The sequence below is a fragment of the Ruegeria sp. AP7 genome, assembly GCF_056539905.1.
This window is the reverse complement of sequence record NZ_JBQFVT010000012.1, coordinates 54,526-80,758: the sequence shown is the minus strand read 5'-3', so window position 1 is coordinate 80,758 and position 26,233 is coordinate 54,526. Positions and strand designations below refer to the sequence as shown.

Annotated in this window: 20 protein-coding genes; 13 read left to right on the top strand and 7 right to left on the bottom strand. The window is 53.8% G+C overall.

All coding sequences use genetic code 11. The features are described 5' to 3' along the window. Positions 1 to 33: 33 nt before the first annotated feature. Both ACR0KN_RS18100 and ACR0KN_RS18095 read right to left on the bottom strand, forming a co-directional pair. On the bottom strand, positions 34 to 2,235 hold the full coding sequence (locus tag ACR0KN_RS18100; RefSeq protein WP_480655517.1) for a serine/threonine protein kinase: 2,202 nt from the start codon (positions 2,233 to 2,235) through the stop codon (positions 34 to 36). A gap of 38 nt (positions 2,236 to 2,273) precedes the next feature. After that, a complete protein-coding gene (locus ACR0KN_RS18095; RefSeq protein ID WP_480655515.1) occupies positions 2,274 to 2,849 on the bottom strand; it encodes an OmpA family protein in 576 nt (191 codons plus the stop codon). A 166-nt stretch (positions 2,850 to 3,015) separates the two neighbouring features. Between ACR0KN_RS18095 and ACR0KN_RS18090 the strand changes: the two genes are divergently transcribed. The 4 genes from ACR0KN_RS18090 to ACR0KN_RS18075 all read left to right on the top strand — a co-directional run bounded on the left by ACR0KN_RS18090 (position 3,016) and on the right by ACR0KN_RS18075 (position 11,363). Further along, positions 3,016 to 3,855, top strand: coding sequence for a M15 family metallopeptidase (locus ACR0KN_RS18090; RefSeq protein WP_170543759.1), 840 nt, complete (start codon positions 3,016 to 3,018; stop codon positions 3,853 to 3,855). 173 nt (positions 3,856 to 4,028) lie between these two features. Further along, positions 4,029 to 5,768: a ShlB/FhaC/HecB family hemolysin secretion/activation protein gene (locus ACR0KN_RS18085; protein ID WP_480655513.1), complete on the top strand. Its 1,740-nt coding sequence runs from the start codon at positions 4,029 to 4,031 to the stop codon at positions 5,766 to 5,768. Then, positions 5,713 to 9,408 carry a two-partner secretion domain-containing protein gene (locus ACR0KN_RS18080; protein ID WP_480655511.1) on the top strand — a complete coding sequence of 1,232 codons (3,696 nt, stop codon included), beginning with the start codon at positions 5,713 to 5,715 and terminating at the stop codon, positions 9,406 to 9,408. Before ACR0KN_RS18085 ends, ACR0KN_RS18080 begins: the two co-directional genes overlap by 56 nt. 74 nt (positions 9,409 to 9,482) lie before the next feature. After that, positions 9,483 to 11,363, top strand: coding sequence for a caspase family protein (locus ACR0KN_RS18075; RefSeq protein WP_480655509.1), 1,881 nt, complete (start codon positions 9,483 to 9,485; stop codon positions 11,361 to 11,363). Positions 11,364 to 11,384: 21 nt separating this feature from the next. On the opposite strand, the gene ACR0KN_RS18070 is transcribed toward ACR0KN_RS18075, so the two are convergent. After that, on the bottom strand, positions 11,385 to 12,440 hold the full coding sequence (locus ACR0KN_RS18070) for an OmpA family protein (protein ID WP_480655507.1): 1,056 nt from the start codon (positions 12,438 to 12,440) through the stop codon (positions 11,385 to 11,387). 150 nt (positions 12,441 to 12,590) lie between these two features. On the opposite strand from ACR0KN_RS18070, the gene ACR0KN_RS18065 reads away from it, so the two are divergent. Then, positions 12,591 to 14,078, top strand: coding sequence for a caspase family protein (locus ACR0KN_RS18065; protein WP_480655505.1), 1,488 nt, complete (start codon positions 12,591 to 12,593; stop codon positions 14,076 to 14,078). 14 nt (positions 14,079 to 14,092) lie between these two features. Here ACR0KN_RS18065 and ACR0KN_RS18060 read toward each other — a convergent pair whose 3' ends face one another. The 4 genes from ACR0KN_RS18060 to ACR0KN_RS18045 all read right to left on the bottom strand — a co-directional run bounded on the left by ACR0KN_RS18060 (position 14,093) and on the right by ACR0KN_RS18045 (position 18,645). Next, on the bottom strand, positions 14,093 to 14,512 hold the full coding sequence (locus ACR0KN_RS18060; RefSeq protein WP_480655503.1) for a hypothetical protein: 420 nt from the start codon (positions 14,510 to 14,512) through the stop codon (positions 14,093 to 14,095). Further along, complete coding sequence (locus ACR0KN_RS18055) at positions 14,509 to 15,210, bottom strand: hypothetical protein (RefSeq protein WP_319544428.1); 702 nt, start codon at positions 15,208 to 15,210, stop codon at positions 14,509 to 14,511. Before ACR0KN_RS18055 ends, ACR0KN_RS18060 begins: the two co-directional genes overlap by 4 nt. Beyond that, positions 15,180 to 16,706 (bottom strand): caspase family protein, encoded by a 1,527-nt coding sequence (locus tag ACR0KN_RS18050; RefSeq protein WP_480655500.1) that lies wholly within the window; start codon positions 16,704 to 16,706, stop codon positions 15,180 to 15,182. Before ACR0KN_RS18050 ends, ACR0KN_RS18055 begins: the two co-directional genes overlap by 31 nt. Positions 16,707 to 17,079: 373 nt before the next feature. Next, positions 17,080 to 18,645 carry a sulfatase-like hydrolase/transferase gene (locus ACR0KN_RS18045; RefSeq protein WP_480655498.1) on the bottom strand — a complete coding sequence of 522 codons (1,566 nt, stop codon included), beginning with the start codon at positions 18,643 to 18,645 and terminating at the stop codon, positions 17,080 to 17,082. Between the two features lie 216 nt (positions 18,646 to 18,861). Between ACR0KN_RS18045 and ACR0KN_RS18040 the strand changes: the two genes are divergently transcribed. The 8 genes from ACR0KN_RS18040 (at position 18,862) to ACR0KN_RS18005 (ending at position 26,211) form a co-directional block, all read left to right on the top strand. Continuing rightward, positions 18,862 to 19,635 (top strand): DeoR/GlpR family DNA-binding transcription regulator, encoded by a 774-nt coding sequence (locus ACR0KN_RS18040; protein ID WP_170775552.1) that lies wholly within the window; start codon positions 18,862 to 18,864, stop codon positions 19,633 to 19,635. Positions 19,636 to 19,653: 18 nt separating this feature from the next. Next, positions 19,654 to 20,442, top strand: a complete 789-nt coding sequence (locus ACR0KN_RS18035) for an inositol monophosphatase family protein (protein WP_480609431.1) — start codon at positions 19,654 to 19,656, stop codon at positions 20,440 to 20,442. Next, positions 20,443 to 20,574 carry a hypothetical protein gene (locus tag ACR0KN_RS18030; RefSeq protein WP_319544433.1) on the top strand — a complete coding sequence of 44 codons (132 nt, stop codon included), beginning with the start codon at positions 20,443 to 20,445 and terminating at the stop codon, positions 20,572 to 20,574. Next, the gene (locus ACR0KN_RS18025; RefSeq protein WP_480655495.1) at positions 20,571 to 21,332 is read left to right on the top strand and encodes an N-formylglutamate amidohydrolase; all 762 of its coding nucleotides are present in this window, start codon (positions 20,571 to 20,573) and stop codon (positions 21,330 to 21,332) included. The genes ACR0KN_RS18030 and ACR0KN_RS18025 overlap by 4 nt, the downstream gene beginning before the upstream one ends. Beyond that, on the top strand, positions 21,317 to 22,678 hold the full coding sequence (locus tag ACR0KN_RS18020) for a glutamine synthetase family protein (RefSeq protein WP_480655493.1): 1,362 nt from the start codon (positions 21,317 to 21,319) through the stop codon (positions 22,676 to 22,678). The genes ACR0KN_RS18025 and ACR0KN_RS18020 overlap by 16 nt, the downstream gene beginning before the upstream one ends. An 89-nt stretch (positions 22,679 to 22,767) precedes the next feature. Next, a complete protein-coding gene (locus tag ACR0KN_RS18015) occupies positions 22,768 to 24,150 on the top strand; it encodes an aldehyde dehydrogenase family protein (RefSeq protein ID WP_170775545.1) in 1,383 nt (460 codons plus the stop codon). 65 nt (positions 24,151 to 24,215) lie between these two features. Then, positions 24,216 to 25,361: an iron-containing alcohol dehydrogenase gene (locus ACR0KN_RS18010; protein ID WP_480655490.1), complete on the top strand. Its 1,146-nt coding sequence runs from the start codon at positions 24,216 to 24,218 to the stop codon at positions 25,359 to 25,361. Positions 25,362 to 25,371: 10 nt separating this feature from the next. Next, entirely contained in the window at positions 25,372 to 26,211 is an 840-nt protein-coding gene (locus tag ACR0KN_RS18005) for an EamA family transporter (RefSeq protein WP_480655488.1), read from the top strand. Positions 26,212 to 26,233 lie beyond the last annotated feature (22 nt).

Below are 26,233 nucleotides of genomic sequence, written 5' to 3'. Positions count from 1 at the left end.
CTAATGACCAATGGCTTGCAGTTCGAGGCCAGGTTATTGTTCCAGGGTAGTCAGAATACGGCTGTCCAGCGACAGGATCTGCGTATCGACGTTGCGATCTTGCTCGCGCAGCGCTTCGGCATATCCTGCTGCGGATTCGGTTGTTGGTCGCAGGGTGTCGAATAACTGTTTGTCACTATGCAACACGATGACTTTGCTTTTGCCCAAGGTGGAATCATCAACCTCGAAAGCAATGCCTCCGTTTTCCTGACTCTCTGGTATCGAATACGCAACGCGTACTGACATGGGTCCTGTTTGGCCTTCCCTTAAGGCCGGGATGCCGTTTTCCTGGCGCGTCACATTGGGCAGCAGGTGGAATACGTTTCCTGAGACATCAAGAACTGAAACAGACAGAAATCCGTCCTGCGCATCATCTGGCAGTTTGACGTCGATCACCGGGTTCTGGCCGACGATAAAATCACCATTGGGATTTGGCGCGTTACCCTGTTCACCATTATAGAATGCGATCGAAATATCGCTTGTCGGTGCAGTTGGAAGATAGTTCTCGATCAGACACAGGGTAGGATTCAAGAGCGCAATCTGATCCAAATCCACGGGTCGTGTGCCAACAAGCGCTGTCAAAGCGGTTTCAAGCCCGATTAAGCTGTCCTGAGACGCCAGTGTGCCACTCACCCGAACCGGGGTTTCAAGCCCGTATCCGGTTGTGGGCGGGTCAACCAATTGCAACGTGCCACAATCGGCCAAGCCTGCCAAAATTGGTCTGATCTCTGCTGCTGTAACGAATAGAGGTTCAAGTTCCAGATCGACTGTTCCCTGCAGCCCAGCCGGTAATCCTGTGGAAAAAAGCTGCTCCAACTCTGTGTGCAGGGCCTTGTTCGTGGTCTGTCCGGTCAACTGGGCGTCATTGCCGTTCACGACCAGACGCCATTCTTCCAGATCCATCACCGCATCTACGACATTGCTGACGGCGCTTCCCCAGGTTTCTGAAATGTCGCCCGATGCTAATGTCAAATCGACCGTACCGCCATCTCCGGTAATCTCGCGTGTCATAGCATCCCGAGTTTCTTCCGATGGTACGAACCCGACCGCACGCGGGGGCTGCCCATCGCGTTTGTCCGCTACCAATGTGTAGGGCGCGACGGCGGGGTAGGACGGGCCCAACAGACCATCGAAGGTGCCACTTAGATAGCCGCCAATTCCGGCCCCTCCGACGATAACAACGCCCAAAGTCGCCATAAGCCCTGTCCGTGACTTTTTTGCGGTTGCAGGCTGAGAGGGCTTCGGCGTCTGCACTTCCTGAGTAGGCGTGGATTCAGGCGCGGCCATCGCAGGTGCGGGAGCGCTACTTTTAGGAACAATTATAGTGGCATCTTCATCAGTGTCAGGGATTGCCCTCTCAACTGGTTCTGATCGTGCAGAGGCAAGCGCCCTTAGTACATCACCGGCCGATTGAAATCGGTCATTTGGATCCGGGGCGGTCATCTTGTCGAGGATGGATTTCAGAGGCTCAGGCACATTTGTTGTGTCCAGGGGCTCTTTCTTGCTTTCGACAACCTCCAGTAGGTTGCGCCCTGAGTTTGCTTTTTCGCCCCGGAAGTTTGCAAGTAGCAACGCGCCCAAAGAGTAAATATCTGTGCGTTGATCGGTTTTACCCGACAACTGCTCGGGCGCTGCATAGGCATATTTGCCGGCAAATTCACCACCCACGATAGTCTCCGCGCCAGGATTGGTGTCCTTGGCAATACCGAAATCGATAATCACCGCCTGTGCAGGATCGCCATCACGTAGGATGATGTTATCCGGGCTCAGATCGCGATGGACGATATTGCGGGCATGGGCGGCCTCCAATCCCTCGCACACCCGTTTGCACACAGTGAGAATTTCAGGCGCAGACATCGGACCCTCGGCCAGCTTCCGGTCCAGTCCGGGTCCGTCAACGTAATCCATCACCAGATAGACATGTCCGTCGGCGGTGCGGTTATTTTCAGAATACCGCACAACCGCGTCGTGGCGGATGTCGCGAATTTCTTCTTCTCGGGTCAGAAGGACAAGATAATCGTCGTTACTGGAAAATTCGGCCTTCAATACCTTCAGTGCGGCAAGGCGCCCCGAAATCTCGGAGCGTGCCCGGTAAACGTCTGACGTTCCACCCCGCCCAAGGATCGCCTCGATCCGATAGGTATTGTTCACCAGATCGCCCGGCTGAAACAGGTCACCTGTGCGGGATTCAGTCATGCCGCCCTCGAATTTAGTTGTTATCAGAGGAGACTAAATCAGCCGAGAGCCTGAAATTCAACGCGGCGATTTTCATCAGCACGCGGGTTATCCTTATTCAGAGGTTGTGCTTCACCGACGCCGAGCACTTCCAGGCGTTGGTCCGAGATGCCGCAATCGTTGACAAGAAAGCGTTTGACCTCTTTTGCGCGCAACAGAGACAAGTTTTGATTGTACTCCGCAGATCCTGCGCTGTCGGTGTGTCCGATAATCTGAAAGACATTCACGTCGACGTTCTTCATCGCCTGACAGAGCGAGGCCAATTTCGGTTTTTCATCGTCCCGCAGTGCGGCCGAGGCGAAATCGAAACGAACCTGAATGTTGACCTGATCTTCCGTTGCGACGGGCTGATACTCGACGGGCGCTGCAGCAACAGTGGTTTCAGCGGTGTCTTGTGTAGTTTCGGTGCCGGAATTTGAGGGCACGATCACAAGTCCGCGTGTTTTTTGTTTGTTGAATGCGTCGGTGATTTCGTCGGCTGTCAGTTCATTTGACTGCGCCAGTGCAAATTGTGTCGCGCATACAAATGCAAAAGCCGAAGCCCCGATAGTTTTCGTCGATGAAAATGCAGGCATTACTGAAGTCCTTCCATATTTGAGACAAAGAGTACCCCTGCCTCTGAGCAGCGACAATGAAGAAAGTCACATATGAGATTAACAATTTCGGGCAAAGACGTGACATCCTGTCCGTCGACTTCTAGGTTGATGCACAAAGGCAGTGAGACACAGGAAAACACAGCAGATGCGCACCGTTCCAGCGATAATCCTTGGTGTGGCGATAATCCTTGCCCCGATCATCTGGTATGTCTTCCCTATAATAGTCCCTATTGAAAGTGATTTTGAGGGGCCCGCAATCGACTCAGGCGCTCGGATCGAGATTGAAATGCTGAGCCAGCAAGTCGAAGACATGCGCAATCAGATTGAGCAGTTATCTCTGGAAATCTCCCGATCGCAAAGCGGTGGACCTTTGTTGCAACAAGGTGCCGACGGTGCCGATGATTTTGGCTATGACAGCACCACACCAAACGACATCATCGATGCCTATGCTCAGGTTGTTCTGATTGCCAATCGTAAAAAGGTGAACCAGCAACTTCAGCTGGCAAATTCAACATTCTTGAAAGAGACGTTTGGTCTGCCGCGCGAGGACTTAACAGACAGTTGCCAGTCAATGACTAATCCGCGTCTGGAAAGTCTGCTGATCCTTGAAGAAGTGGGGCCTGTTCGTGTGCGGATGCTGAAACCTGCAATCGATTCCCTGCGCACTGTATTCGACAATATCCGACGAACCGATCCTGATTTATTTGCCCGTATTAATACGGCAGGGTCTTTGTGTGTCCGCCGAATTCGAGGAGCGACATCCTCAGCCTCGGCGCATGCTTATGGACTGGCTGTTGATCTGAACATCGACGGTGTGCTGGACACTTTGGGCGATGGAAAAACTCAACTTGGCCTCACTATCCTTGCCGATTTTTTCCGCCAGGAAGGCTGGGTCTGGGGGGCTGCATGGGGGCGCGAGGATTCCATGCATTTCGAAGTCAGTCGAGACAAGATAGAAGAGTGGCTGGAGCAAGGTCTGCTGTAGTTTCGCGATCCGTTGCGCGTTATGTGAAGTTGGACACGGACTTCAAAGCCACTAAACGTGATACCCAGAACAGTAAATCCAACGAGTTTTCGTAAATGGTAAATACAATCTTGCTTTGGCGTATACGCTGGGTTTTTCTGAGTACTGTTTCACGCCTTCACCAAAGGTCACCAATGTCGAAGCTACTGCCTAAGAAGTTTCAGCGCCTCCAAAATATCAGTGTGATATTTTCACTTGCCGCCGGCAGCTTGAACATTCTTGCGGATAGCGCCTGGGCGCAAAGCGCGTCCAACATTGCGCCTTCGACGTTTCAGCCACAAAATCAGCAAAGCACTGGGCCAGTGACTGTGGCTCGGGATCCGGGTGCTCCGATCCCGGAGGGCGCGGACCGGTTATTCGTGACGGTTGGGCGGGTCGATATCGAAGGTGCTCTGCCACAGATGGAGAGTGCAAATACCGCCTTTGTTGAGCGGTTGTCGGGCAAGCGCGTCGCGGCGTCTGAAATCTTTGCGGCGACCAACCGTCTGGAAAGCGCGTACGCCAATGCCGGGTTTGTCCTAAGTCGTGTGGTTTTGCCGCAGCAGACTCTGCGCGACGGTGGAACCCTTCGCATTGTTGTGGTTGATGGGTTTGTCGAGCGTATCGATGCCCGGAAGGTTCCCGAACAAGTTCGCGACCGGGTGGTGGCGATCACTGAACCACTGATCGGCAAACGCGGTATCAGGCTGCAAGAGATTGAACGGGCACTATTGCTAGCGGGTGATACATTTGGAGTTCGGCTGGCATCGACCCTATCAGCCGGGGACGCCAGTGGCGGAACGATTCTAACACTGGACGGAGAATTCAAAGAAATTACCGGCTCATTTGGGTTCGACAACACATTATCGGATGAGCTTGGTCCCGTGAACCTGAGCCTGGGGCTTGAGATGAACGGTTTTCTCGATCTTGGAGAGACCTTCTACTTCAATGTGGGCGGGTCCCCTACGCGGTTTTTCTCGAGCGACCCTGAATACCGAATAGTCGCGGCAGGTACCGTATTCCCGATTGGCTATGATGGTCTGACGTTTAATGCAGAAGTAACATCCAGTAAGGCGCGCCCCGAAACAGACCTTGTTCCGAATGAAAGCGAATTCGAGAGGTTGTCTCTGAGGCTGTATTATCCTTGGATTCGATCGAGGCAGCTAAATCTGACATCGCAGCTGATCTTTGACCGTATCAGCGATTCTCAAGATTTGCTGATCGGATCAGATTCAGTCCCGGTATACGACGACGATACAAGCGTCTTGCGCGCAACATTAGATGTTACGCGAAACTATGATAATGGGGCATTCTTGCGCGGCAGTGCTATCCTGTCTCGTGGGTTAGATGCATTTGGAGCCAGCACATCGGTCGGGCCTGATGAAGCACCTTTGTCTCGGCAGGGTGCCAGTGCCGAATTCACCAAACTCGTTTTGGCCGGTCAATATCAGCGCCCGATAAATGCCAATTGGTCGTTGAATCTAAGCGGCCGCATTCAATCTAGTTTTGGCGATCCGCTGGTTACATCAGAGCAGTTCAGCGTCGCCAGCTCCAGCGAGCTGTCAACGTTTGACGCGGGCTCGCTACGTGGTGATGATGGTTGGGTCGTGCGGTCCGAAGTGGGACGATCTCAACAGATTGAACTCGCCGGAGTTCCGCTGCTGTTGAAGCCCTATATCTTTGGTGCTTATGGGGAACTGGGTTTAGAACAGCCTACGATATTTGAGCAAAGCACCACCACGGCCTATTCCTATGGGATCGGCGCTGATTTGTTTATCATTGAAAACTCGACCTATAAGTCGGGTTCGTTACGAGTTGAGTATGGGAGAGGTGAACGCGATGACCTGGGAGCTGACGGAAACCGCTTCAGTATCGTTGCGAGCCGGAGATTCTGAGCGCACCGACAAGATACTTCGGACTGCGATAGTTTCAGCCACGGCATTGCTTTGGGGCACGACTGCGATGGCGCAGTCCTTGCCGACAGGTGGTTCCGTGGCCTCAGGCAGTGCGACAATTTCGCAGCCCAGCAGCACACAACTGGACATAACTCAAAGTTCAGACACCGCTATTGTGAACTGGGACGGATTTTCGGTCGGTTCCGGTTCGACGGTTAACATTCATCAGCCCAGACAGCAGAGCGCCATCCTGAACCGGGTGATGGGTGATACCACTAGCCAAATCCACGGGCAGCTGAATGCGAACGGGCAGGTGTTTCTAGTCAACCCCAATGGCATTTTCATCGGGCCGAACGGTCATGTAAATACAGGCGGATTTGTAGCCTCGACCCTCGCTATCTCGGATGATGATTTCCTGAACGGGAGATATCGTTTCGAAGGTAACGGAAATTCAGCTTCGGTTGAGAATGCCGGAACGATCTCCATCGTTCCCGGTGGCTATGCGGCGCTGATCGGCGGCAAGGTATCTAACTCGGGCTTGATCAGGGTGCCATTGGGCAAGGTCGGTTTGGGTGCTGGTGAACAGGTAACCCTTGACGTCTCGGGCGATGGGTTTTTGCAGGTAGCGGTTCCATCGGATAGCGATGATGCCACGATGGAGGCCTTGGTCACCAATTCGGGGCGGATCGAGGCCGAGGGTGGTCTGGTTCATCTGAAAGCAGCCAGCGCGCGCGATGCCGCGCGGCAGGTGATCAACATGTCTGGAGTGATTGAGGCGAAATATGTCGGAGGCGTTTCCGGCGCAGTTGTTTTAGGTGGTAGCGGTGGAGCGGTTCGTATCAGCGGAACAATCGACACTTCGGCTCGCGAGACGATTGTTGAAACCTCGTTGCGCCCAAGGGTTCGTGCGCAAGATGGTGGAACAATCACGATCACGGGCGAAGCGATTGCATTAGCCGGTGCCACGCTGAGCGCTGATGGGGCTGGTGGTGGTGATGGCGGCACAATCTTAGTGGGCGGAGACTATCAGGGTGGCGGCACGCTGCAGACAGCACAGACAACCAATGTGGACGCAAGCTCTACCCTAACCGCCGATGGTGGTGAGGAGGGCAATGGCGGACGCATCATCGTTTGGTCTGACTATTCTACGATCTTCTCAGGCTTCAACTCAGCCCGCGGGGGCGAACAGGCGGGTGATGGCGGATTTGTCGAGGTTTCTGGTAAAATCGAGCTCAGCTACCGAGGACTGACCGATACGCGCGCGCCCAGCGGTTCTCATGGGACGTTGCTGCTTGACCCGTCTAATATTTTTATCAATTCGAGCGGCGCTCTCGGAACAGTCGACCCGGCGACGATCGTTGCCAACCTCGACCTTGGTGATGTTATCATCACCACTGCCGGAACCGGAGAGCTTATCCCCGGCAGCGGCCCGCCAGTGGATTTGGGTGGACCTGACGGCCAAGCGGGGGACATCACTGTCGAAGAGGCTGTTGTCTGGGCTAGCTCTTCCAACCTTACCCTACGTGCGGACAACGATATTGATATCAACGCCGCTATTACAGCGCCTGATGGCGGATTAACGATCGATGCGGTTGGTGACGTTGAAACCGGCTCTGGCGGTGCAATCGATGTTGCGTCGTTCACTCTGGAAAGCGGCTCATGGGATCAGAACGGCGGTGCGATCCCGTCCTTTTCGGCGGGCGATTTTTCGATCACGGACGGGGCCACATTCCTGAGGGCGTTGGGTGGTAGCGGAACTGCCGCCAGCCCCTATCGGTTGACGGATGTATATGGCCTGCAAGGAATAGATAGCACGGGGCTGGATGCTGACAGCTTTGAATTGGTGAATAACATCGATGCGTCTGTCACATCCGGCTGGTCCGGAGGGTTTGACCCAATCGATACTTTCTCGGGGTCACTGGACGGAAATCGGTTTGCGATTGATGGGTTGAACATTGATCGGGGCGGTAGCACTGCCATGTTCGGAATAATCGAAACATCGGGATCAGTTTCCAACTTGTCCGTAACCGATGCAGATATAGATGGCGAAACCGCGGCTGTTTTGGCTGTGTTCAACGACGGTTTGATAAGCGGAGTCTCAGTCGATGGATCGGTTACTGCCGAAGGCGCGGGTGGCGGATCTGTAGCGGCAGGTTTGGTTGTTTCGAACATCGGTACAATCGAAGACAGTTTTAGTACAGCTAGAGTCGAATCCATCTTTCCTATCGACGCGTCCAGTACATTCTTATCCGCGGCAGGACTAGTCGGTGACAATGTCGGGACTATCGAAAGGTCTAACAGTTCCGGCCCCGTCATTTTGTCCAGTCAAACGGGTGGTGGAGACGCTATTGGCGCGGGTTTGGTGACGTTTAACAGGGGTATTATCCGAGATTCATACTCCACATCAGACATTACGGCCGTCAATATTGATGATACCGTAACCATCGGTGGCCTTGTGGTCGACAACGAAACAGACCCTGATTTTGGAACTGTCGGTACGATCGAACGCACATTTGCGACTGGCGACATAACCTCTGGCGGGTTGGCGTCGACAACCTTCGGCGGTCTGGTCGTCTTTAACGATCCCTCAGCCTCGGTCACAGCTTCATTCTGGGATAGCCAATCTACGGGGGTTAGCACCAGTGACGGTGGCACTGCACTGAGCACATCGCAGCTGCAGGACACCGAGAGCTTTTACCGCCGCGCCTCTTCTCGGGGATGGAATTTCACCAGCGTATGGGCACCGGGTACCGGCAGCACAAACCCTGCAAATTACACAACTTCGCCCGTGCTCTTCGCCATACCTGACGATGTTGCCGTCCCGGCCGGCGAGACATCTAGCGCCTCCACGACGGGTACGGTCTATGGTGGGCCATCGCTTTATCGGTTTGGTCCGGCATCCGATACGCTGAATACTTCCAGCGTTTTCAGTCCGTTGAATTTCGCCAGCACTTCGCCCGGGGCGACGACTTTTACATTGGGCAGAAGTTCAGTGACCAGCAGCGGCGGGCAGGTCTTTACGATTGCCGCTTTGCCGGGGGCGGCCGTCATTACAAACGGCACGATTATTACAGTTCCTCCGACGCCTACAATTGAGGTTACGCCGACCGTCGACACTACAATCACCGGCGGAGGTGGCGGAGGCACAGCCGTTACAACTGTCGCCGAGGCAGAAGCCGCGCTAGGGACGGTCGAAAATGTGTCGCAGGAATTTGACGAAGAGATTGCATCCTGTGCCAGTAGTGGTGAAAGCGTTAGCGAATATCTTGCCTGTCTGGCCCAAGCGATGGATGAGTATGCTGCCGATCTAGATGGGATCGTTAAAGGCCTACCACCGGGTCTGGATTCCGTTGGGGATATCATTCGCGGTGCCAGTGCCGGTATCCGCAAAACTGGCGAAGAAGCCAGCCGCCGTCTGTCGCTTGCCACGACCGCAGAAGAACGCAACGCGATTCGACGCGAAGCTGTCCAGCAGGCACGGCGTCAAATTCGTCAGGCTCAGAGGGAGATCCGAAAAGCTATCACGTTGATAAGAGCAAGCGATCCCGAACTTGCCATCATCCAGAACCAGCAGGTAGAAACGATAGTGGCGGCTGTTGGTCAGGCGGAAATCGGACTGACGCGCGCCATCGGTCTCTAAGACGTCGGAGAACTTAGCCAGTGTACCTGAAACGTTGCCTCGCGGCGCTTCTACTGTTGATGTTCGGTGCTTCAATGGCACTGGCTGACAAACGTGTTGCGCTAGTCATCGGCAACTCGGACTACCTGTCGGTGAGCCCGTTGGACAACCCGATCAACGATGCGTCCGATCTGGCCATCGCGCTTGAAGGGCTCGGGTTTGAGGTGTTTCTGGGCACCGATCTGACGCATGATGAAATGCTGTCACTCGCAGAATCTTACGGTGCAACTGCGGCGGATTCCGATGTGTCGCTGCTTTTTTATGCAGGCCATGGGTTTCAAGTGGGCGGGCGCAATTATCTGGTCCCAGTTGATGCTCAGATCACGGAACCGGATGACATTCCGGAACAGACGATTCAGATGGACGAATTCGTTAACCGAATGGAACGGTCAGACGGCATTCGACTGGTTTTTCTTGATGCCTGTCGAGACAATCCTTTTGAAGGCACCGGAATTGAGGTTGGCGGTGACGGGCTGGCACGTGTTGGCAGCGCCGCGGATTTCATGTTTGCTTACGCGACCCAACCTGACAACGTGGCCTATGACGGCACTGGTCGAAACAGTTTTTTCACCGAAGCGTTGCTGAGCCATATCTACACGCCCGGACAGGACATCTCGGATTTGATGATTTCGGTCCGAAAGGATGTTCTGGCTTCAACGGGGGGACGTCAAATTCCTTGGGACAACTCGTCTTTGACGCGGCAGTTCCGTTTTGACAACAGCCCCGTTACTGCCTCGGAAGAGACGTTGCTGTGGCAGGTTGCGGCTAATGCGCAGGATGCCTCGCTCATGCAGCTTTACATAGATCGCTACCCGCAAGGCGCACATGTGAACGAAGTTGTGGCATTTCTGGACCGGGCAGGGCAGGCGCAAACGCTGACCCGCGCGGTGACCGTCGAAGAGGAAGACGAGCAAGCCGAGCGTCTTTGGAAACTTGCACAGCGCAGCCGCATGCGCCCGCTGCTCGAATTCTATCTGGAGCAATACCCCAACGGTGCTCATGCCGGTCAGGCGCAGCGCTTAATTTCATCAATTCCGCGCCCCGAAGACAGTACCCCGGGCGGTATATGTGAACGTCTTGCGACCCATCCCCGAGACCGAACGGCCAGCATCCCTGGGGTGCCATTCAGCCGCCTTCAGGAAAACGCATTGACGGCTATACAGGCCTGCAGTGCTGCCACTGCGCAGACGCCTGATCTGTCGCACTACGTAGCCTTGTTGGCGCGGGCAACCATTGCTGCAGGGGATGTGGATCGCGCCGTTACGCTTTACAAGCAGGCGGCTGAGGCAGGTGACTTGCGGGCGATGGTTTCGCTGGCGCAACTGCATGAAAGCGGAACAGGGGTGCCACAGGATCAAGACATGGCGCTGTCTCTCTACGAACGCGCGGCAGAAGGCGGCAGTTTTGACGCCATGATCAATCTGGCTGTGACACTATTCGAAGGGAATATCGTGCCGAAGGACGAGGCGCGCGCGATCGCGCTATTGCAGCAAGCCGCCGAAGGTGGATCAGCTAAAGCAACCTTCAACCTTGGTGTGCTGGCGCAGGATGGGGTTTCCGGAGAGCCAACAGAGGCGCTGAACTACTTTGAGAAAGCCGCGCGCGATGGTGAATATCAGGGGTATCTGGCGGCGGCGATCTTGTTGGATGAGGGGCGTGGCGTTGCACAAGACCCCGTCGAAGCAGCCCGCATGTTGCTGCGGGGTGCGGCAGAAGATAACGGCACGATTGTGAACCAGTTGTCACTGGCCTCGGATCAGTGGACACGGGACACTTTGATGGAAGTGCAAAAACTGCTGCAAAAAGCCGGCTACTACTCCAGTACCATCGACGGTGTGCCAGGACCGAATTTCATTTCAGCCCTGCAACAATGGCGCAGCGGCGGTTTCAAACCGATTATTTTGGCCGGGGATTGAGCCCTTGTTCTTCAATTTTGGTTAATTCACCGGCACAAATTCGATCCGACGATTGCGCCGTTTGCCTTCGGCCGTGTCGTTTGAAGTCACGGGACGGCTTTCACCATAACCGACGGTTACAAGACGTTCGGGTGCGATACCCTGATTGACCAGATAGGTGTTGACGGCCTGCGCGCGACGTTCGCTGAGCACCCGATTTGCTGAATCCGAGCCGTCACTGTCTGTATGGCCTCCGATCTCGATCGTCAGTTCAGGGCAGCGATCAACGATATTGTGCAGGTTGGTCAGCAGCGGGATGGACGCATCTGACAAGCGGGCGCTGCCCGAATTGAAGTAGATGTTGCCTGTACGCGAAAGAATCTCCATGCGGCCTTCACAGGCTTCGCGGTCAAGATTGCCTTTGGTTTCAAGCGCTGCGGCCCCGGGGGTCGTCGATGCCGCGACAAGTTGCGGAGGGGTGCCCGCTTGCGCCCGGTCGAACACGAAGCCAAAGCTGACGAAACCGAAGGGCAGGATGTCAACGCCCGCAGCCTCCTGCAGTTTGCTCCGCCCTTCTTCGAGGTCGAAATCGGGCAGCGCGATTGCAATCGGTGTAGTATTTGCCACAGCGACACGGTCATTGTCGACCAATGTGATGGCAACCTGCGCGACACCGTCCTTTGTTACGCCGTGCAGCGACAAGGTATAGGGCAGGTCAATGATTTTGTGACGTGCCTGATGCAGGTCAACCAACTTTTCGGGTGGTAGCTGCGCTGTGATGACAGCCTCAGGGTAATTGAAGGTCTCAAAAAACAGAAATCGCATACGCACATTGCGCAGATCAATGTTGGTGTCGACGCTGTCCATCAGAACTCTGATCTCTGCGGCACCATCCGGGTTGATCACACCTGTGAGTGTTGCAAATCCACTGTTTTCAGCCACTGAGTTTTTCTTAACGGACAAAAACTGCAATTCGGAGGTTTCGGCATCAAGCGTCCAGCCATGCTCAAATGGATCAGCGCTCTGTGCCGATGCGGCATTCGAAAGTACCAAGAGCGCGATGGCAATAAGAACTCGCATCAAGGTTGAGCGTAGCATGTGTGAACCTCTTCCTATGCTTGATACTCAAATCGGAATATGTCAGTCCGTGGCCATAATAAAGCCAAAAGACACATATAACCAAATTCTAGCTGGCTTGATGTCTCGGCGTCACGGATATGCTAGGATGATGGTGGCAAAGGATCTGGCGTGTTTCGCATTTATTACGTTCTGATTGCGATGATATCGATATCATGGGCCGCTCAGGCAGGGGCTGAGACGCGTATTGCGCTTGTGATTGGGAATTCTGCCTATGGTTCAGTCTCGCCGTTGGACAATCCGGTCAATGACGCAAAGCTGATTTCGGAAAAGCTCACTGACCTTGGCTTTGATGTCCGAAATCTGACGGACAGTAATCAGATTGAGATGAAAAGGGCGATTTCCCAGTTTGGCCGCGACCTGCGTCAAAGTGGTGAAGATGCGGTCGGGCTCTTTTACTATGCCGGACATGGCGTACAGTCCTTTGGTTCGAATTACCTGCTACCGGTCGATATCTCACTCAGTGATCCGGCCGATCTGGATCTGATGGCAGTGGAAGCGCGTTCTGTCCTGCATCAGATGGCATCAGCACATAACAAGACCAATATTGTCATTCTTGACGCTTGTCGGAACAATCCATTCGAAAGTCTTTCGAACATGGATGACAATGGCCTGGCCGAGATGAAGGCCCCGACGGGCACTTTTCTTGCCTATGCCACCGATCCCGGTGGGGTTGCACTGGACGGCGAAAAAGGCAACAGCCCGTTCACACTCAGTCTGGCAGAACATATCGAAACACCGGGCATGGCCATCGAACAGTTGTTCAAAAAAGTTCGCGTTGACGTACTGCAAGAAACGCGCGGCCTGCAAACCCCTTGGGATACATCGTCTTTGACACAGGATTTTGCATTCTCACCGCAAATCCAAACGCAAATCGCCAATAATCAAAGTGAAGATGACCTGTGGCAGGAAGCGATTACCACACGCGACCCTGTTCAGATCATGCTCTTCATGCGGGCGTATCCCAATAGTTCGCGTGCCGAAGAGGCTAGCAGTCTATTGCAGACGGTTATGGCAGAGTCCTTTGGGACATCCCCGCTGCTCGGAGCGAATGCGCCAGAGCAGCAGGAGGAAGTTGCCGAGGCTAATGAGACAGAACGCCTGATGTATGAGCTCGCTCTGGCCGACGATACCGTTCACGCCTACGAAGTGTATTTGCAGAGCTTTCCCGAAGGTGTGTTTTCGAACAAAGCGGAGGACCGTCTGGCGGCCCTGAGGTTTGGACAGGAATCCGTGACACGTAAGACTGCGCCCGATTCCGACGTGTCAGAGCCCCAAGGCGGGATTGATGCGTCAGCAGATGTGCTGGTTACACTGGACTCTCTGCTTGATTTTGGAAACGCGTATGTACGCGGGCAGACCATCAATCAACTGGTGTTGGGCACGCCACAATTTCCGCCAATCGAGGGGTTGCCGGACGAGTTGTGGAAAGACCAGAACTGCTCCAATTGCCATCAATGGACTCCCGAAGCCCTTTGCGATCAGGCACAGACCTACGTGAATCGCCCCGAGGCCGGGAATGTTACCAAACAACACCCCTATGGAGGTGGCCTAAAGGTCAATCTCCGCCGCTGGGCTCTTGGTGGGTGCCAGGGTTAATGCGCTGAGGCGGATCAACCCGACAGTTTGGCAAGATCGGCACTCAGGGCGCGGGCTTCAGCGATGCTCTTTTGTAATGCTGCCAGTTTAGCATCCGGGGTTGCACCGGTAGGTGCGTCATTCAGCACACGGTCGATGCGGGCAGCCGTTGCGGCGTCGCCCCCTCCGATTGCATCGCGCTGTTGAAGAATATTCAACTTCAACTGTGCCAATTCGGATTCAGAATTCCGGATTTGCGCGGCGAGGGCTTCGTTGCGCGCCTCTGCGGTGGCCACATCCCCCTCGGCAGCAGCGATGCGATCATCATAGGCTCCGGTTGTGATACCTGAGACTCCGGCAAAGAAACCGCCGTCCGCCGGATCGGTCGTGGTCTGACATCCGGCCAGCAATAGGCAGGGCAGGGCGGCGAAACGAGTTGCTGTGCCTTTCGTCATAGCGAAGATGCCAGATCGTTTGCGATCCCGCGCATTTGCGTGATCTGGTTCGATAGGGCGGCTAAATCTCCGTCAATCGGTGAGGCGGTCTGACCGCGTTTAATCGTCAGGTTCCGGGCCTCATTGAATTCAGCCTGACGTTTGGTAGCTCCGTCAATTGCAAGCTCCATCTGAGCAAGATTGCCATTAGCCTCGGCAAGCTCTTTTGTGACCTCCGCCTGATCGGCTGTGCCCGCTGCTACGCTGGCGTTCAGTGCATCAAGTTCGGCTCTTTGCGCCGCAAGAACCTGGTTCATAACGTTCAGCGTCGTTTGCATTTCACTGGCATTGCGATCCAGATCTTTTTTGATTTGCCTCAGACGTGCCTCGCGGCCAGCATAGTTACGCTGAACGAAGGCGACGTAGGTTCCGGCCAGGGCACCCGCCCCGAGGCCAACTGAAATACCTGTCCCAATATCGTCACTACCGCCAAGGCCAAATCCGATCGCGCCACCGGTGACACCACCTGCGATGGCACCTTGCAGGATTGTTTTCTGCATCGCCGCGGCCTGTTTCGCTAGATCGGCCTCAGCCTGTGTTGCTCCCGTGGAGCCAGTCGCAGGGGCCGAGGTCTGACTGCTATCCCCGCAAGCCGAGAGGGCAAGAGATACCGCAACAAGTGCAGCACCTATTCGGGAGGGATGAGATCGGTCAGCCATTGGTAACTTCCTTTTCTACTATCTTCTGCCTGCGAAACGTGCCGCAAAAAAAGAGCTGCGTCGTTTGTCATTCGCGCATCGGCGATGTTCAGATCCCGCGGTGCCGATGCTTTGCTTATTATTGACGCATCGATGCCAGGAGGGAAGAAGATGACAGCGCGATTTAGAACTTCTTCGTAGTAGCTTCGGCTTTGGTCCAGACGGCGCAAGATGATTCCGCGCGATCGATAGATATCATAAATGTCGTTGCGCGCCTGTTGCAAAATGGGCAAGGCATTTGCGTCGGTACGGGCAATATCCTCGATTTGCCGCAATGCATCTTCGGCGATACCAAGCGTGCGTTCCAGGCTGCGCAACGCCACAATATCGGTGCGTAGTCTTTGCAGCGTGGTGGTGGCCAGAAAAATCGACACTTGCGCCGCGTCTTGAAGCAGGCGGTCAGCCGAGGCAGTTTCGCGTTCTGGCAATTGGCTACGATAATTGTCCAATGCCGGGCCTAGATCGCGCGTCCGGGGGTCATTCAAATACCCCAGAGCTACCAATGCCGAGGCAATTTTGTAGGGATCGGCTTCGGTTAGCGAGGCGTTGATCGGCGCCAGCGAAGCTGCTGGTTCCGGTAGGGGAGCGGCTATCCTTTCGCGCGCAAATGAAGCAAACAATCCCTCCGGGTGGGCCTCTAAGTATCCCTCGAAATCCTGTGCATCCGAACTGGAGGCGATGCGCCGCCAATGTTCCAGATCAATAGTGTATTCGTCCTTAGGGGCATTGCCAGCCAGAACCGGTGCAAAGCTGTACTCATCCAGTACGGATTCTTCGACCCAGGGAATTTGGCGTCCATCTGTCTCAAGAACGACCTGTTGGCGTACGCGACCCAACATCAGTCGAACGTCCAGATTGGGTGTCGCAATGTGATCGAGAAGACCCGAGGTGAAAACGCTGTTTTCTTCCAATCCATCATAGGCCACATTGCCGGGGTCAGTGGCATAAGCGATCAGCAAACCGGCTCCGCCACGAATTCTGACCAACCCATTTTCGACCATCCCACTTTCGGTAAACGGGTTGTTGCGACAAGCGTCCAAGAGCAAGATCCCGATATCTGGTCCGGCCCTGGACATCACATCGCGCACCAAATCTAGGGTCATCGAGCTTTGCCTGAGTGCCGATAGATCGTTGCCTGCAAAATCTGTGCCAATCAGATGGTTTTCTCCTCCGATCTGAACACCGTGTCCGGCGTAGAAGAAGACCGCCATCTCAGCACCCTTCGCTGCGACGCCGAATTGCTCTACCGCCCTTTGCATGGCCCTTGCGTTCTGATCCGTGGCTTGGATGACGGCAAATCCAAGCTCCTCCAATGCATCGCTCAAGGCTGCGACGTCATTTGCGGGATTGCGCAATGACATTTCTGGGGCTTCATAGTTTGAATTGCCGATTAATAATGCCACACGCTCTTGGGCATATACCTGCGTCGCAAAAAACAAGACGTTCAAGAACGTCATTATGAGAAAAATGCTAGTTGGCTTGGCCGGATGGAGCGGGCTCATGCAGTTAGGTTAGCGCAATAGATTGAAAATTTACAATTGGAGTTTGTATGGTTTGGTTTGCCCGCAAGCTATTCTGATAGATCGGCTCCATTGAAACTCTTTTGACCGCAAAAATCGCTGAGATCAAAGACAGTACCGTCAAAGGGCAGAGTGAGCAGAAACCTTGGGGAAAGCTCTGCATTCATGTTGTTCCAGAATGATTTTTGTTGCGCCAGGTCTGAGCAAGATCAGCATTGAGGCCGCAATTCCCGTAAACCATGACTGATCTAATGGAAGAATTCACGCCAGATTGCTGACTCTACTACCATTTGAGCACCACGCGGCAAAATTAAGAGGCTTTCCCACTCTTTTCCACTTGTGATGCCAGCTGCGAAGGATGGAGGGGCCCGTCCGAAGTAATCATCCAATTGGACAAGGTTTTGTCCATGTGACGCATGCGATGCCGTAACATCTCCTGCGTCATTTGGGTGAGGACCTGCAAAAACTCTGGTCGTTCTGCGACGTTTTCCATTTCGCCTTTGCCTTTGTGGTCAAAAAGCAGGGGTGGTAGGTCGGCTCCGAATTGGACAAGCGTGAACCGATCGTCGCGCAGAATTCCAAGACAGCTGTCCGAGATGTCCGTGCCAAGCGTCTTCTGCCAAAGGGTTGGCGCGATTGGGTCCGCAAAATCGAGCTCAGAGAAAGAATATTTGCGCCATTTCTCGGGTTGGTTCCCCTCAAGGAGCGGCATCAAAGTCATACCATTCATTGCGTCATGAGCTGGTTGCCCAACCCAATCGAGGATCGTTGGGACAATATCGATGCTCTCCGTTGGCTTCGAGATCTGTGCGCCTTCGACACCGCCCGGCATCCTGACAATCAGGGGTGTATGGTATGCCGCGTCATAGACCGACATCTTACCCCAACTATGATGGTCACCCAACATCTCGCCATGATCGGCTGTGACTACCAACAATGTGTTGTCGTATTGGTCGCTGTCTTTCAGAAACTGCACGACTCGACCGATGTGGTGATCAACTTCGGTTGCGAGGCCCAGATAGATAGACCGAAGGGTCGCGACGACCTCGTCAGTTGGCTCGAGTTCGGGGAAACCTTCAACAAATCCTGCGACAGTATTGTTTTCCCTGGCAGGTGCGAAGAACGGATGGAGCGCTTCTTCTGCTTGTGCTGAAGCATGGCGCGTTGGATTCGGCAGTTTGGCCGGATCATACATTTGGTTGTAAGGGGTTGGTGCGACCAGCGGCGGATGTGGTCGCAGATAAGTAAGATGGGCGAACCATCCTTTGTCCTGATCTGCATAAGCTGGCATGGTTTCCAGAAACCGGTCAGTCAGAAATGCTGTGTCACTGTCTTCTGCAGCATAGAGCGCAGGATCATTCAGTTTCGGGGCGTACCCGGTTGGCGAGACGGGTTTAAAAACATCAAAATAGTCGTCGAAAACATATCCTTTGTTCTTAAGGTGTGATCGCCAGGGAAAAGACATCTCCATGCGCATTTCCAGCATTTCCTGAAAACCTGGCAGGTGAAACTCGTAAGAACGCAGAGCCGGATCATTGGCGTCAAATACGCGCGGGTCCTGCGAGGTGTCGGTATATCCAAAAAGCATAGGAAGGTAGCCTGCCTTGCGCATCTCTGATGCGATCGAAGGCGTGTCGTGGCGAAGAGGCGTGCCGTTTCGAACTGAGCGGTGGTTCATCGCATATTGCCCCGTCAGCAGCGATGCTCGCGATGGCCCGCATGGATTTGTAACCGAGAAATGACGGGTGAAGGTGACGCTGTCTTTCATCAGTGCCCGCAAATGGGGTAGATCAACGTGGTTCGCCAGCGCACCAAACACACAATCGGCCCGCATCTGGTCGGTGATAATAAAAAGGACGTTTCTTTTGTCGTGCATCGTTTGACGCTCCAGATGAATTGACCGACGGCTTAGTTGATGTCAGGAATCTAGCTGTTGTGATTCTAACTTGCTTGTGCCGAGCAAAGAATGCGCTGCACGCCCCGCCAAAATCCACATTAAACATCAAAAATCAACATATGGACGCAAGAATTGTTGCATTTGCAAAAACATGTGGGATAACGTGGAAAATGTGAGGGATATTGTGGAAAGCGGATGTCGCAGACGCACCGAGAAATTGAGCTTCTTGAAGCGCTAAGGCGCCTGGGTGGCTCTGCGCGGAACACAGATCTGGCGAAAGCGCTCGACGTTTCCGAGGAAACAGTACGGAGAACAATCAAGTCCCTTTCCAAAACCGCAATGGTGGCCCGCGTGCGTGGTGGTGCTTATTTGGTGGGCACACAGAACGACCCCAGCTTTTTTCGGCGCATTACTCAGCGCCCGACAGAAAAGCGGCTGATTGCCAATGTCGTTAGTACGCGAGTCTCTGACGGCATGACCCTTTTTCTTGATGTTGGATCGACCACTGCATTTGTCGCGGAAGAACTGCGACGGCATCAAAACCTTACAATCGCTACCAATTCGATTGGAGTGGCCCAGACACTGGTCAACGTGAATGGTAACCGGGTGCATATTCTTGGCGGAGAAATGCAGGCCAATGAGCGTGGTGCCTTTGGTCACGTAACCCACAGACAGGCCCAGCGACTGGTATATGACATGGCGATCCTCAGTACGGATGCCGTTTCACCACGCCGAGGCTTTTTGTATCACAGCAATGCAGAGGCAGAGCTTGCGCAGATCGTGGCGGAATGTGCCGACCAGATTCTGATTGCATTCGACCACGGCAAACTCAGCGAATCTGCGCCCTTCGTAGGACCCGCCCCGCGCCAGATTAGTCATATTGTGACCGATAAAGCGCCTGGTAAGGCACTCGCGCAATCACTGGATGCCTGGGGTATCAAAGCAGTAATTGCAGATGGATCGTATTGAATGTTGAGCCCATCAGAAATGGTTAGATCGACTACGGACGGGAAATCACATGCAGAGCATGCGACGCAGATTGCAGCTTTGGCCGCTGACGCAGCTCGGGGTTATTTTCGTGGCCGCTTGGGCGTTGAATTCAAAACCGATGAAAGCCCTGTGACTCAGGCAGATAAAGGCGTCGAAACCATCGTGCGTGCCTACCTGGCTGAGCACTTTCCAGAAGATGGAATATTTGGTGAAGAACAGGGTGCCGAGGGGTTGAATCGTGATAATGTCTGGATCATCGATCCGATTGACGGCACCCGTTCGTTTCTGTCAGGCCATCCATTGTTTGGCTTCTTGTTGGGTTTGCTTGTTAAGGGTGAACCTTTGCTTGGCGTGATTGGAATGCCCGCACTGAATGAATGTCTGCTTGGTATCAAAGGGCAAGGGGCCATGCTAAATGGCCAGTCGGTTTCAGTCAGTGAAACAGAGAGTTTGAGCCACGCAGTATTCTTCGTGAATGAAGGAGATAAGATTTACCGTGATCACCCTGATTTGTTCGGAGATTTGATGCATTCCGGGCAAACCCGAAGGTTCGCCTACGATTGCTATCCCCATGCCCTGGTTGCGATGGGGCACGTTGATGCGGTTATTGACTATGATCTGCAACCTTACGATTTTCTTCCGGTTGCGGCTGTCATCGAAGCTGCCGGTGGTGTGATTACTGATTGGAATGGTAATCCGCTTAATCTGAATTCGGATGGTCGTGTGATATCAGCCGCGACGCCTGCATTGCATGCCGAGCTATTGGCCATGACCCAGGGACGCTAGATGGTAAATGGCAGATTTCTATTCGAATTTGTGCGCGTGGCGATGCTGATGGTTTTTGTCGTTCATATGGTGCGTCGTGGCACAAAGTTCAGCCTTGGTGCAAATCTGCACAGGGAGGTGGCAGGTGCATGATCGACCCGGTTGAGATATTGAATCCGAATGGCAAGGGTCGTGTCGTGTTGTTGTGCGAGCATGCAAGTTCCACAATACCCGAAGCTTATGACGGGTTGGGCCTTGCCGAAAAAGACAGGTTGAGCCACGCGGTTTGGGATCCTGGTGCACGTGAAGTTACATTGGCCTTGAGTGTCGCCCTGGATGCGCCCGCCATACTATTGCGGGTTTCGCGGTTGGTTTACGACTGTAACCGTCCACCGGATGCGCCAAGTGCGATACCGGAAAGGTCCGAGCTGATTGAGGTTCCGGGAAATCAGAATCTGGACCAGTCACAGCGCGATGCAAGAATACAGTCTGTCTATGAACCATTCTGTGCGGCCGTGTCAGGCGTTCTGGAAGCCCGCAACAACGATCCGGTGGTTGTGACGATACACAGTTTTACGCCGATATATTACGGCGTAAAGCGTGCGGTCGAATTCGGGCTGTTGCATGATGAAGACAGTCGCTTGGCCGACGCGATGCTGGCGCGGAAAACTCTACTTTCGCATCGTCGGGTAGAACGGAATGAACCTTACGGACCCGGCGATGGGGTTACACATTCGCTCAGGTTGCACGCCCAGTCCCGTGGATTGGCGAATGTCATGATCGAAGTGCGCAATGATCTGATGCGCTCTCCGGAGGATGTGGCGGAGATCACGGAAGAGCTATTGACGCTTCTTCAACCTGCCATAAAGGAAATCGCTCATTTGGAGGAGTTGTCATGGGCGGAACGATGACTTTTGAGGACCTTCAAGCGAAGGTGCAAGACGGCGCAATCGATACTGTTTTGGTCTGTTTTGCAGATATGCAGGGACGTTTGATGGGGAAACGTTTCCACGCGGCGCATTTTGTTGCGGGTGCTTATGAGGAAACGCACTGTTGCAATTACCTGCTGGCAACTGATCTGGAGATGGGAACGCCGGATGGCTACGCTTCGACTTCCTGGGAGCGGGGCTATGGCGACTATGTTATGAAACCTGATCTGACCACGCTACGGCCGGTACCGTGGCTGGAAGGTACGGCACTCGTGCTGTGTGACATTCTTGATCACCACACACATGAGGAGATCCCTCATTCCCCACGCGCGATGCTTAAATCACAGGTAAAACGCCTGAATGCGCTTGGATATGATGCGAAGATGGCGACCGAACTCGAGTTTTTCCTCTTCGAAAAGAACTTTGATGAAATCCGCAAAAGCGGGTTTCGGGATCTGGAGCCGATATCGGGTTACAACGAAGATTATCACATATTCCAAACCACCAAGGAAGAACACGTGATGCGCCCGATCCGCAATCATCTGTGGAATGCTGGGATTCCGGTGGAAAATTCGAAAGGTGAAGCAGAGACCGGTCAGGAAGAGCTGAATATCAAGTATGCCTCAGCATTGGACACGGCGGCTTATCACACAATCGCAAAACACGCCGTCAAAGAAATCGCGTGGCAGCAAGGCCATGCAGCGACATTTCTACCAAAATGGCACCATGACAAGGTAGGCAGTTCGTCTCACGTTCATCAATCGCTTTGGAAAGAAGGTTCAAATGCATTCTATGATCCAAGCGACAGCTTGGGCATGTCTGAGGTAATGAAGGCCTATACCGCCGGTTTGTTGAAGTATGCACCCGATTACACCTACTTCATGGCGCCCTACATCAATAGCTACAAACGGTTCATGAAGGGTACTTTTGCACCGACCCGCATCATTTGGTCGGTGGATAATCGTACTGCCGGATACCGACTTTGTGGCGATGGTACAAAAGCTATTCGTATTGAGTGCCGGATCCCCGGCTCTGATATGAACCCCTATCTTGCCATGGCAGGCATGCTTGCCGCAGGTATTGCAGGTATTGAACAGGGTCTAGAGCTTCAAGCTCCAACCAAAGGTGACGTATATCAGGGAGAATCCGGGATGATTCCGGGTAATCTTCGCGAAGCGCGTGACGCGTTACACGCATCTACGATGCTTCGCGCGGCTTTGGGCGACGAAGCCATCGACCACTATGTGCGCGCTGCTGAGGTGGAGATCGAAGAATTTGAACGTGTTGTGACTGACTACGAGATCGCGCGCGGATTTGAGCGGGCATAGCTCCGTATTGCCCTCGGAACATCGCTCGTTGGGTTTATGGGACTTTCTTTGAATAGACGGGGTGGAATCCCTGTATCTGGAGAACTGGCATGGATCAGGTTTTGAAATGTATCTCACCGATTGACGGGTCGGTATTTGCAGAACGTGTGGCTCTGTCGCGGGATGAGGCCTTTGCTGCGGCAGAGCGAGCCCGAGGCGCACAGGCAGTTTGGGCTTCGCGCCCGCTACAAGAGCGGATCGATTTGGTTATGGCAGGGGTTGCCGCAGTCGGGGCAATGAATGATGAAATCGTTCCTGAAATCGCAAAAATGATGGGCCGCCCGGTGCGCTATGGTGGCGAGTTTGGTGGCTTCAATGAGCGCGCCAGCCACATGGCATCTATTGCCCCGGAAAGCCTTGCTGATATCGAAGTGGGCGAGGATGCGACCTTCAAACGCTATATAAAGCGTGTTCCGCACGGTGTGGTTTTTGTTGTAGCCCCTTGGAATTATCCGTTCATGACCGCGATCAACACGGTGGCTCCGGCACTGATTGCGGGCAATGCAGTTTTGCTGAAACACGCAACTCAGACACTGATTGTCGGGGAACGTATGGCGCAAGCATTTCATTCTGCGGGCGTGCCGGAAGACGTATTCCAGAATGTTTTCCTGACCCATGATGTGACCAATGATCTGATCGCAGGCAATGCGTTTGATTTTGTAAACTTCACAGGTTCTGTCGGTGGTGGTATCGCCATGGAGAGAGCTGCCGCAGGAACCTTTACTGGGGTCGGGACCGAGCTTGGAGGAAAAGATCCGGGCTATGTGATGGAGGATGCCGATCTGGACGCTGCGGTTGATACCCTGATCGATGGCGCGATGTTCAACTCGGGCCAATGCTGTTGCGGCATCGAACGTATCTATGTGCATGAAAGTCTCTATGATCAATTTGTTGAGAAGGCCGTCGAGATTGTAAAGGGATACAAGCTTGGCAATCCTTTAGATGCTGAGACGACGATCGGGCCAATGGCCAATTTGCGGTTTGCTGCAGAAGTCCGGGCGCAGATATCAGAGGCTCTGGCAGATGGAGCTGTCGCGCATATCGATCTGTTTGCCGAAGACGATGGTGGCGCGTATCTGACGCCGCAGATTTTGACAAACGTCAATCATGATATGCGCGTCATGCGTGACGAGAGTTTTGGCCCAGTTGTTGGCATCATGAAAGTGTCTTCAGACGATGAAGCCGTTGCTTTGATGAATGACAGCGAATTTGGGCTGACAGCAAGTCTTTGGACGCAGGACGTCGACCGGGCTGCCCACATAGGTGATCGGATCGAGACAGGCACGGTATTCTTGAACCGGGCAGATTATCTTGATCCCGGGCTTTGCTGGACGGGTTGTAAAAACACCGGACGTGGCGGCGGATTGTCGGTCATTGGTTATCACAACTTAACCCGACCAAAGAGCTATCACCTGAAAAAGGTGACCAAATAATCTCTGTGGCAACGCAGACATCACATGTTGGGTGCATGCACCCTTTGACTTGAATAGGTGAGAGAATGAGCATCACGGGAAACTGGTCTTACCCGACCGCGATCAAATTTGGCGTTGGGCGCATTTCTGAGTTGGCGGGTGCCTGCAAGGATCTCGGAATAAAACGCCCGCTATTGGTGACGGATAAAGGTTTGGCCAATCTGCCGATCACGGAACGCGCGCTCGATATCCTGGAAGCAGAAGGTCTTGGTCGCGGTTTGTTTTCTGATGTGGATCCGAACCCATCAGAGTTGAATCTGGCGGCGGGTGTAGACGCCTACAAAGAGGGTGGCCATGATGGGGTCATTGCATTTGGCGGCGGGTCCGGTCTCGATCTCGGTAAGATGGTGGCATTCCACGCCAATCAAACGCGTCCGATCTGGGATTTTGAAGATGTGGGCGATTGGTGGACACGTGCGGAGGCCGATGTAATTGCGCCTATCATAGCGGTACCAACCACTGCGGGTACGGGTTCTGAAGTTGGCCGTGCGAGCATCATCACGAATTCACAAACCCACGTCAAAAAAATCATCTTCCACCCGAAAGTTTTACCCTCGGTTGTGATTTGTGATCCGGAATTGACCGTTGGCATGCCCAAGTTCATTACGGCTGGCACCGGTCTTGACGCCTTTGCTCATTGTGTTGAGGCGTACTCCTCGCCACATTACCATCCGATGAGTCAGGGTATTGCACTGGAAGGCATGCGCCTTGTCATCAACAATCTGCCGCGTGCCTATGCAGACGGTACGGACCTTGAGGCACGGGCCCATATGATGAGTGCTGCAGCCATGGGGGCCACGGCCTTTCAGAAGGGACTAGGTGCTATTCACGCCTTGAGTCACCCGATCGGCGCGATCTTTAACACTCACCACGGCACCACAAATGCTGTGTGCATGCCAGAGGTTCTCAAGTTCAATGCGGACGTCATTCGCGATCGCTTTAATCTGGCGGCCGGTTATCTGGGTATTGATGGGGGATTTGAGGGCTTTCAGAGCTTTGTGCAGGACTTCAATGACGGTTTTGATATTCCGCGAAAGTTGTCCGAGATGGGTGTAACTGCAGACAAGATGGATGCGCTTGTGGAAGGGGCGATCTCTGACCCGTCTTGTGGTGGCAATCCAGTGGAACTGACGCGCGAAAATTTGCGCCACCTGTTTAATGCGCTGATTTGATACACGTCATTTGAGCACGGGTATCATCATAATTATCCTTGCGGCGGCAGTTTTGCATGCCGCTTGGAATACGATCGTTAAGGCAGCCGGTGACCGAACAGTGACGTTGGGGCTGGTCGCGCTTGGGCATGTTTTCCCGGGCCTGATCTTGGTGACCTATCTGCCTTTTCCAGCCATTGAAAGCTGGCCGTATTTGTTGGGATCAACGGTGATCCACTTCGGATATTTTTATATGCTCGGTCAGGCATATAAACATGGCGATCTCAGCGTGGTTTACCCGATTGCGCGCGGCATCGTGCCTGCATTGGTTTCGCTTTGGGCAATGATTTTTGTGGGTGAGGTGCTACCCGCACAAGCGTGGTTGGGCATAGCGCTGATCGCGGGGGCTATTCAGCTATCCAGTTGGGCGGCGTTACGACAGGGCGTTGGCCGCGCGGCATTGGGATACGCCCTGGGAACCGGTGTGTGTATTTCAGCCTATTCGCTTGTCGATGGTGTCGGAGTGCGCCTGTCCGAAAATACGCTTGGGTACTGGGCTTGGCACTCTCTGTTGCATGTTTTCATAGCGGCTTTTGTTGGTATCAGGCGTGGCAGGGCGATGTTGAAGTTACCTGCTAAGACATGGGTTATCGGGCTCACGGGTGGATTCGTATCGATGACAGCCTACGGTCTTGTCCTCTATGCAAAAAACTTCGCGCCTCTTGGTGCCGTTTCGGCTTTGCGGGAAACGTCCGTGATATTTGCGGCTCTGATTGGGTATTTGCTGCTTGGTGAAGGTCACCCGGTCCGTCGAATCATGGCTGCAATCATTATGGCAGTCGGCGTGGCATTGATCGCTTTGGCGTCCTGAGCTGTCAGGAAGTAATACAACA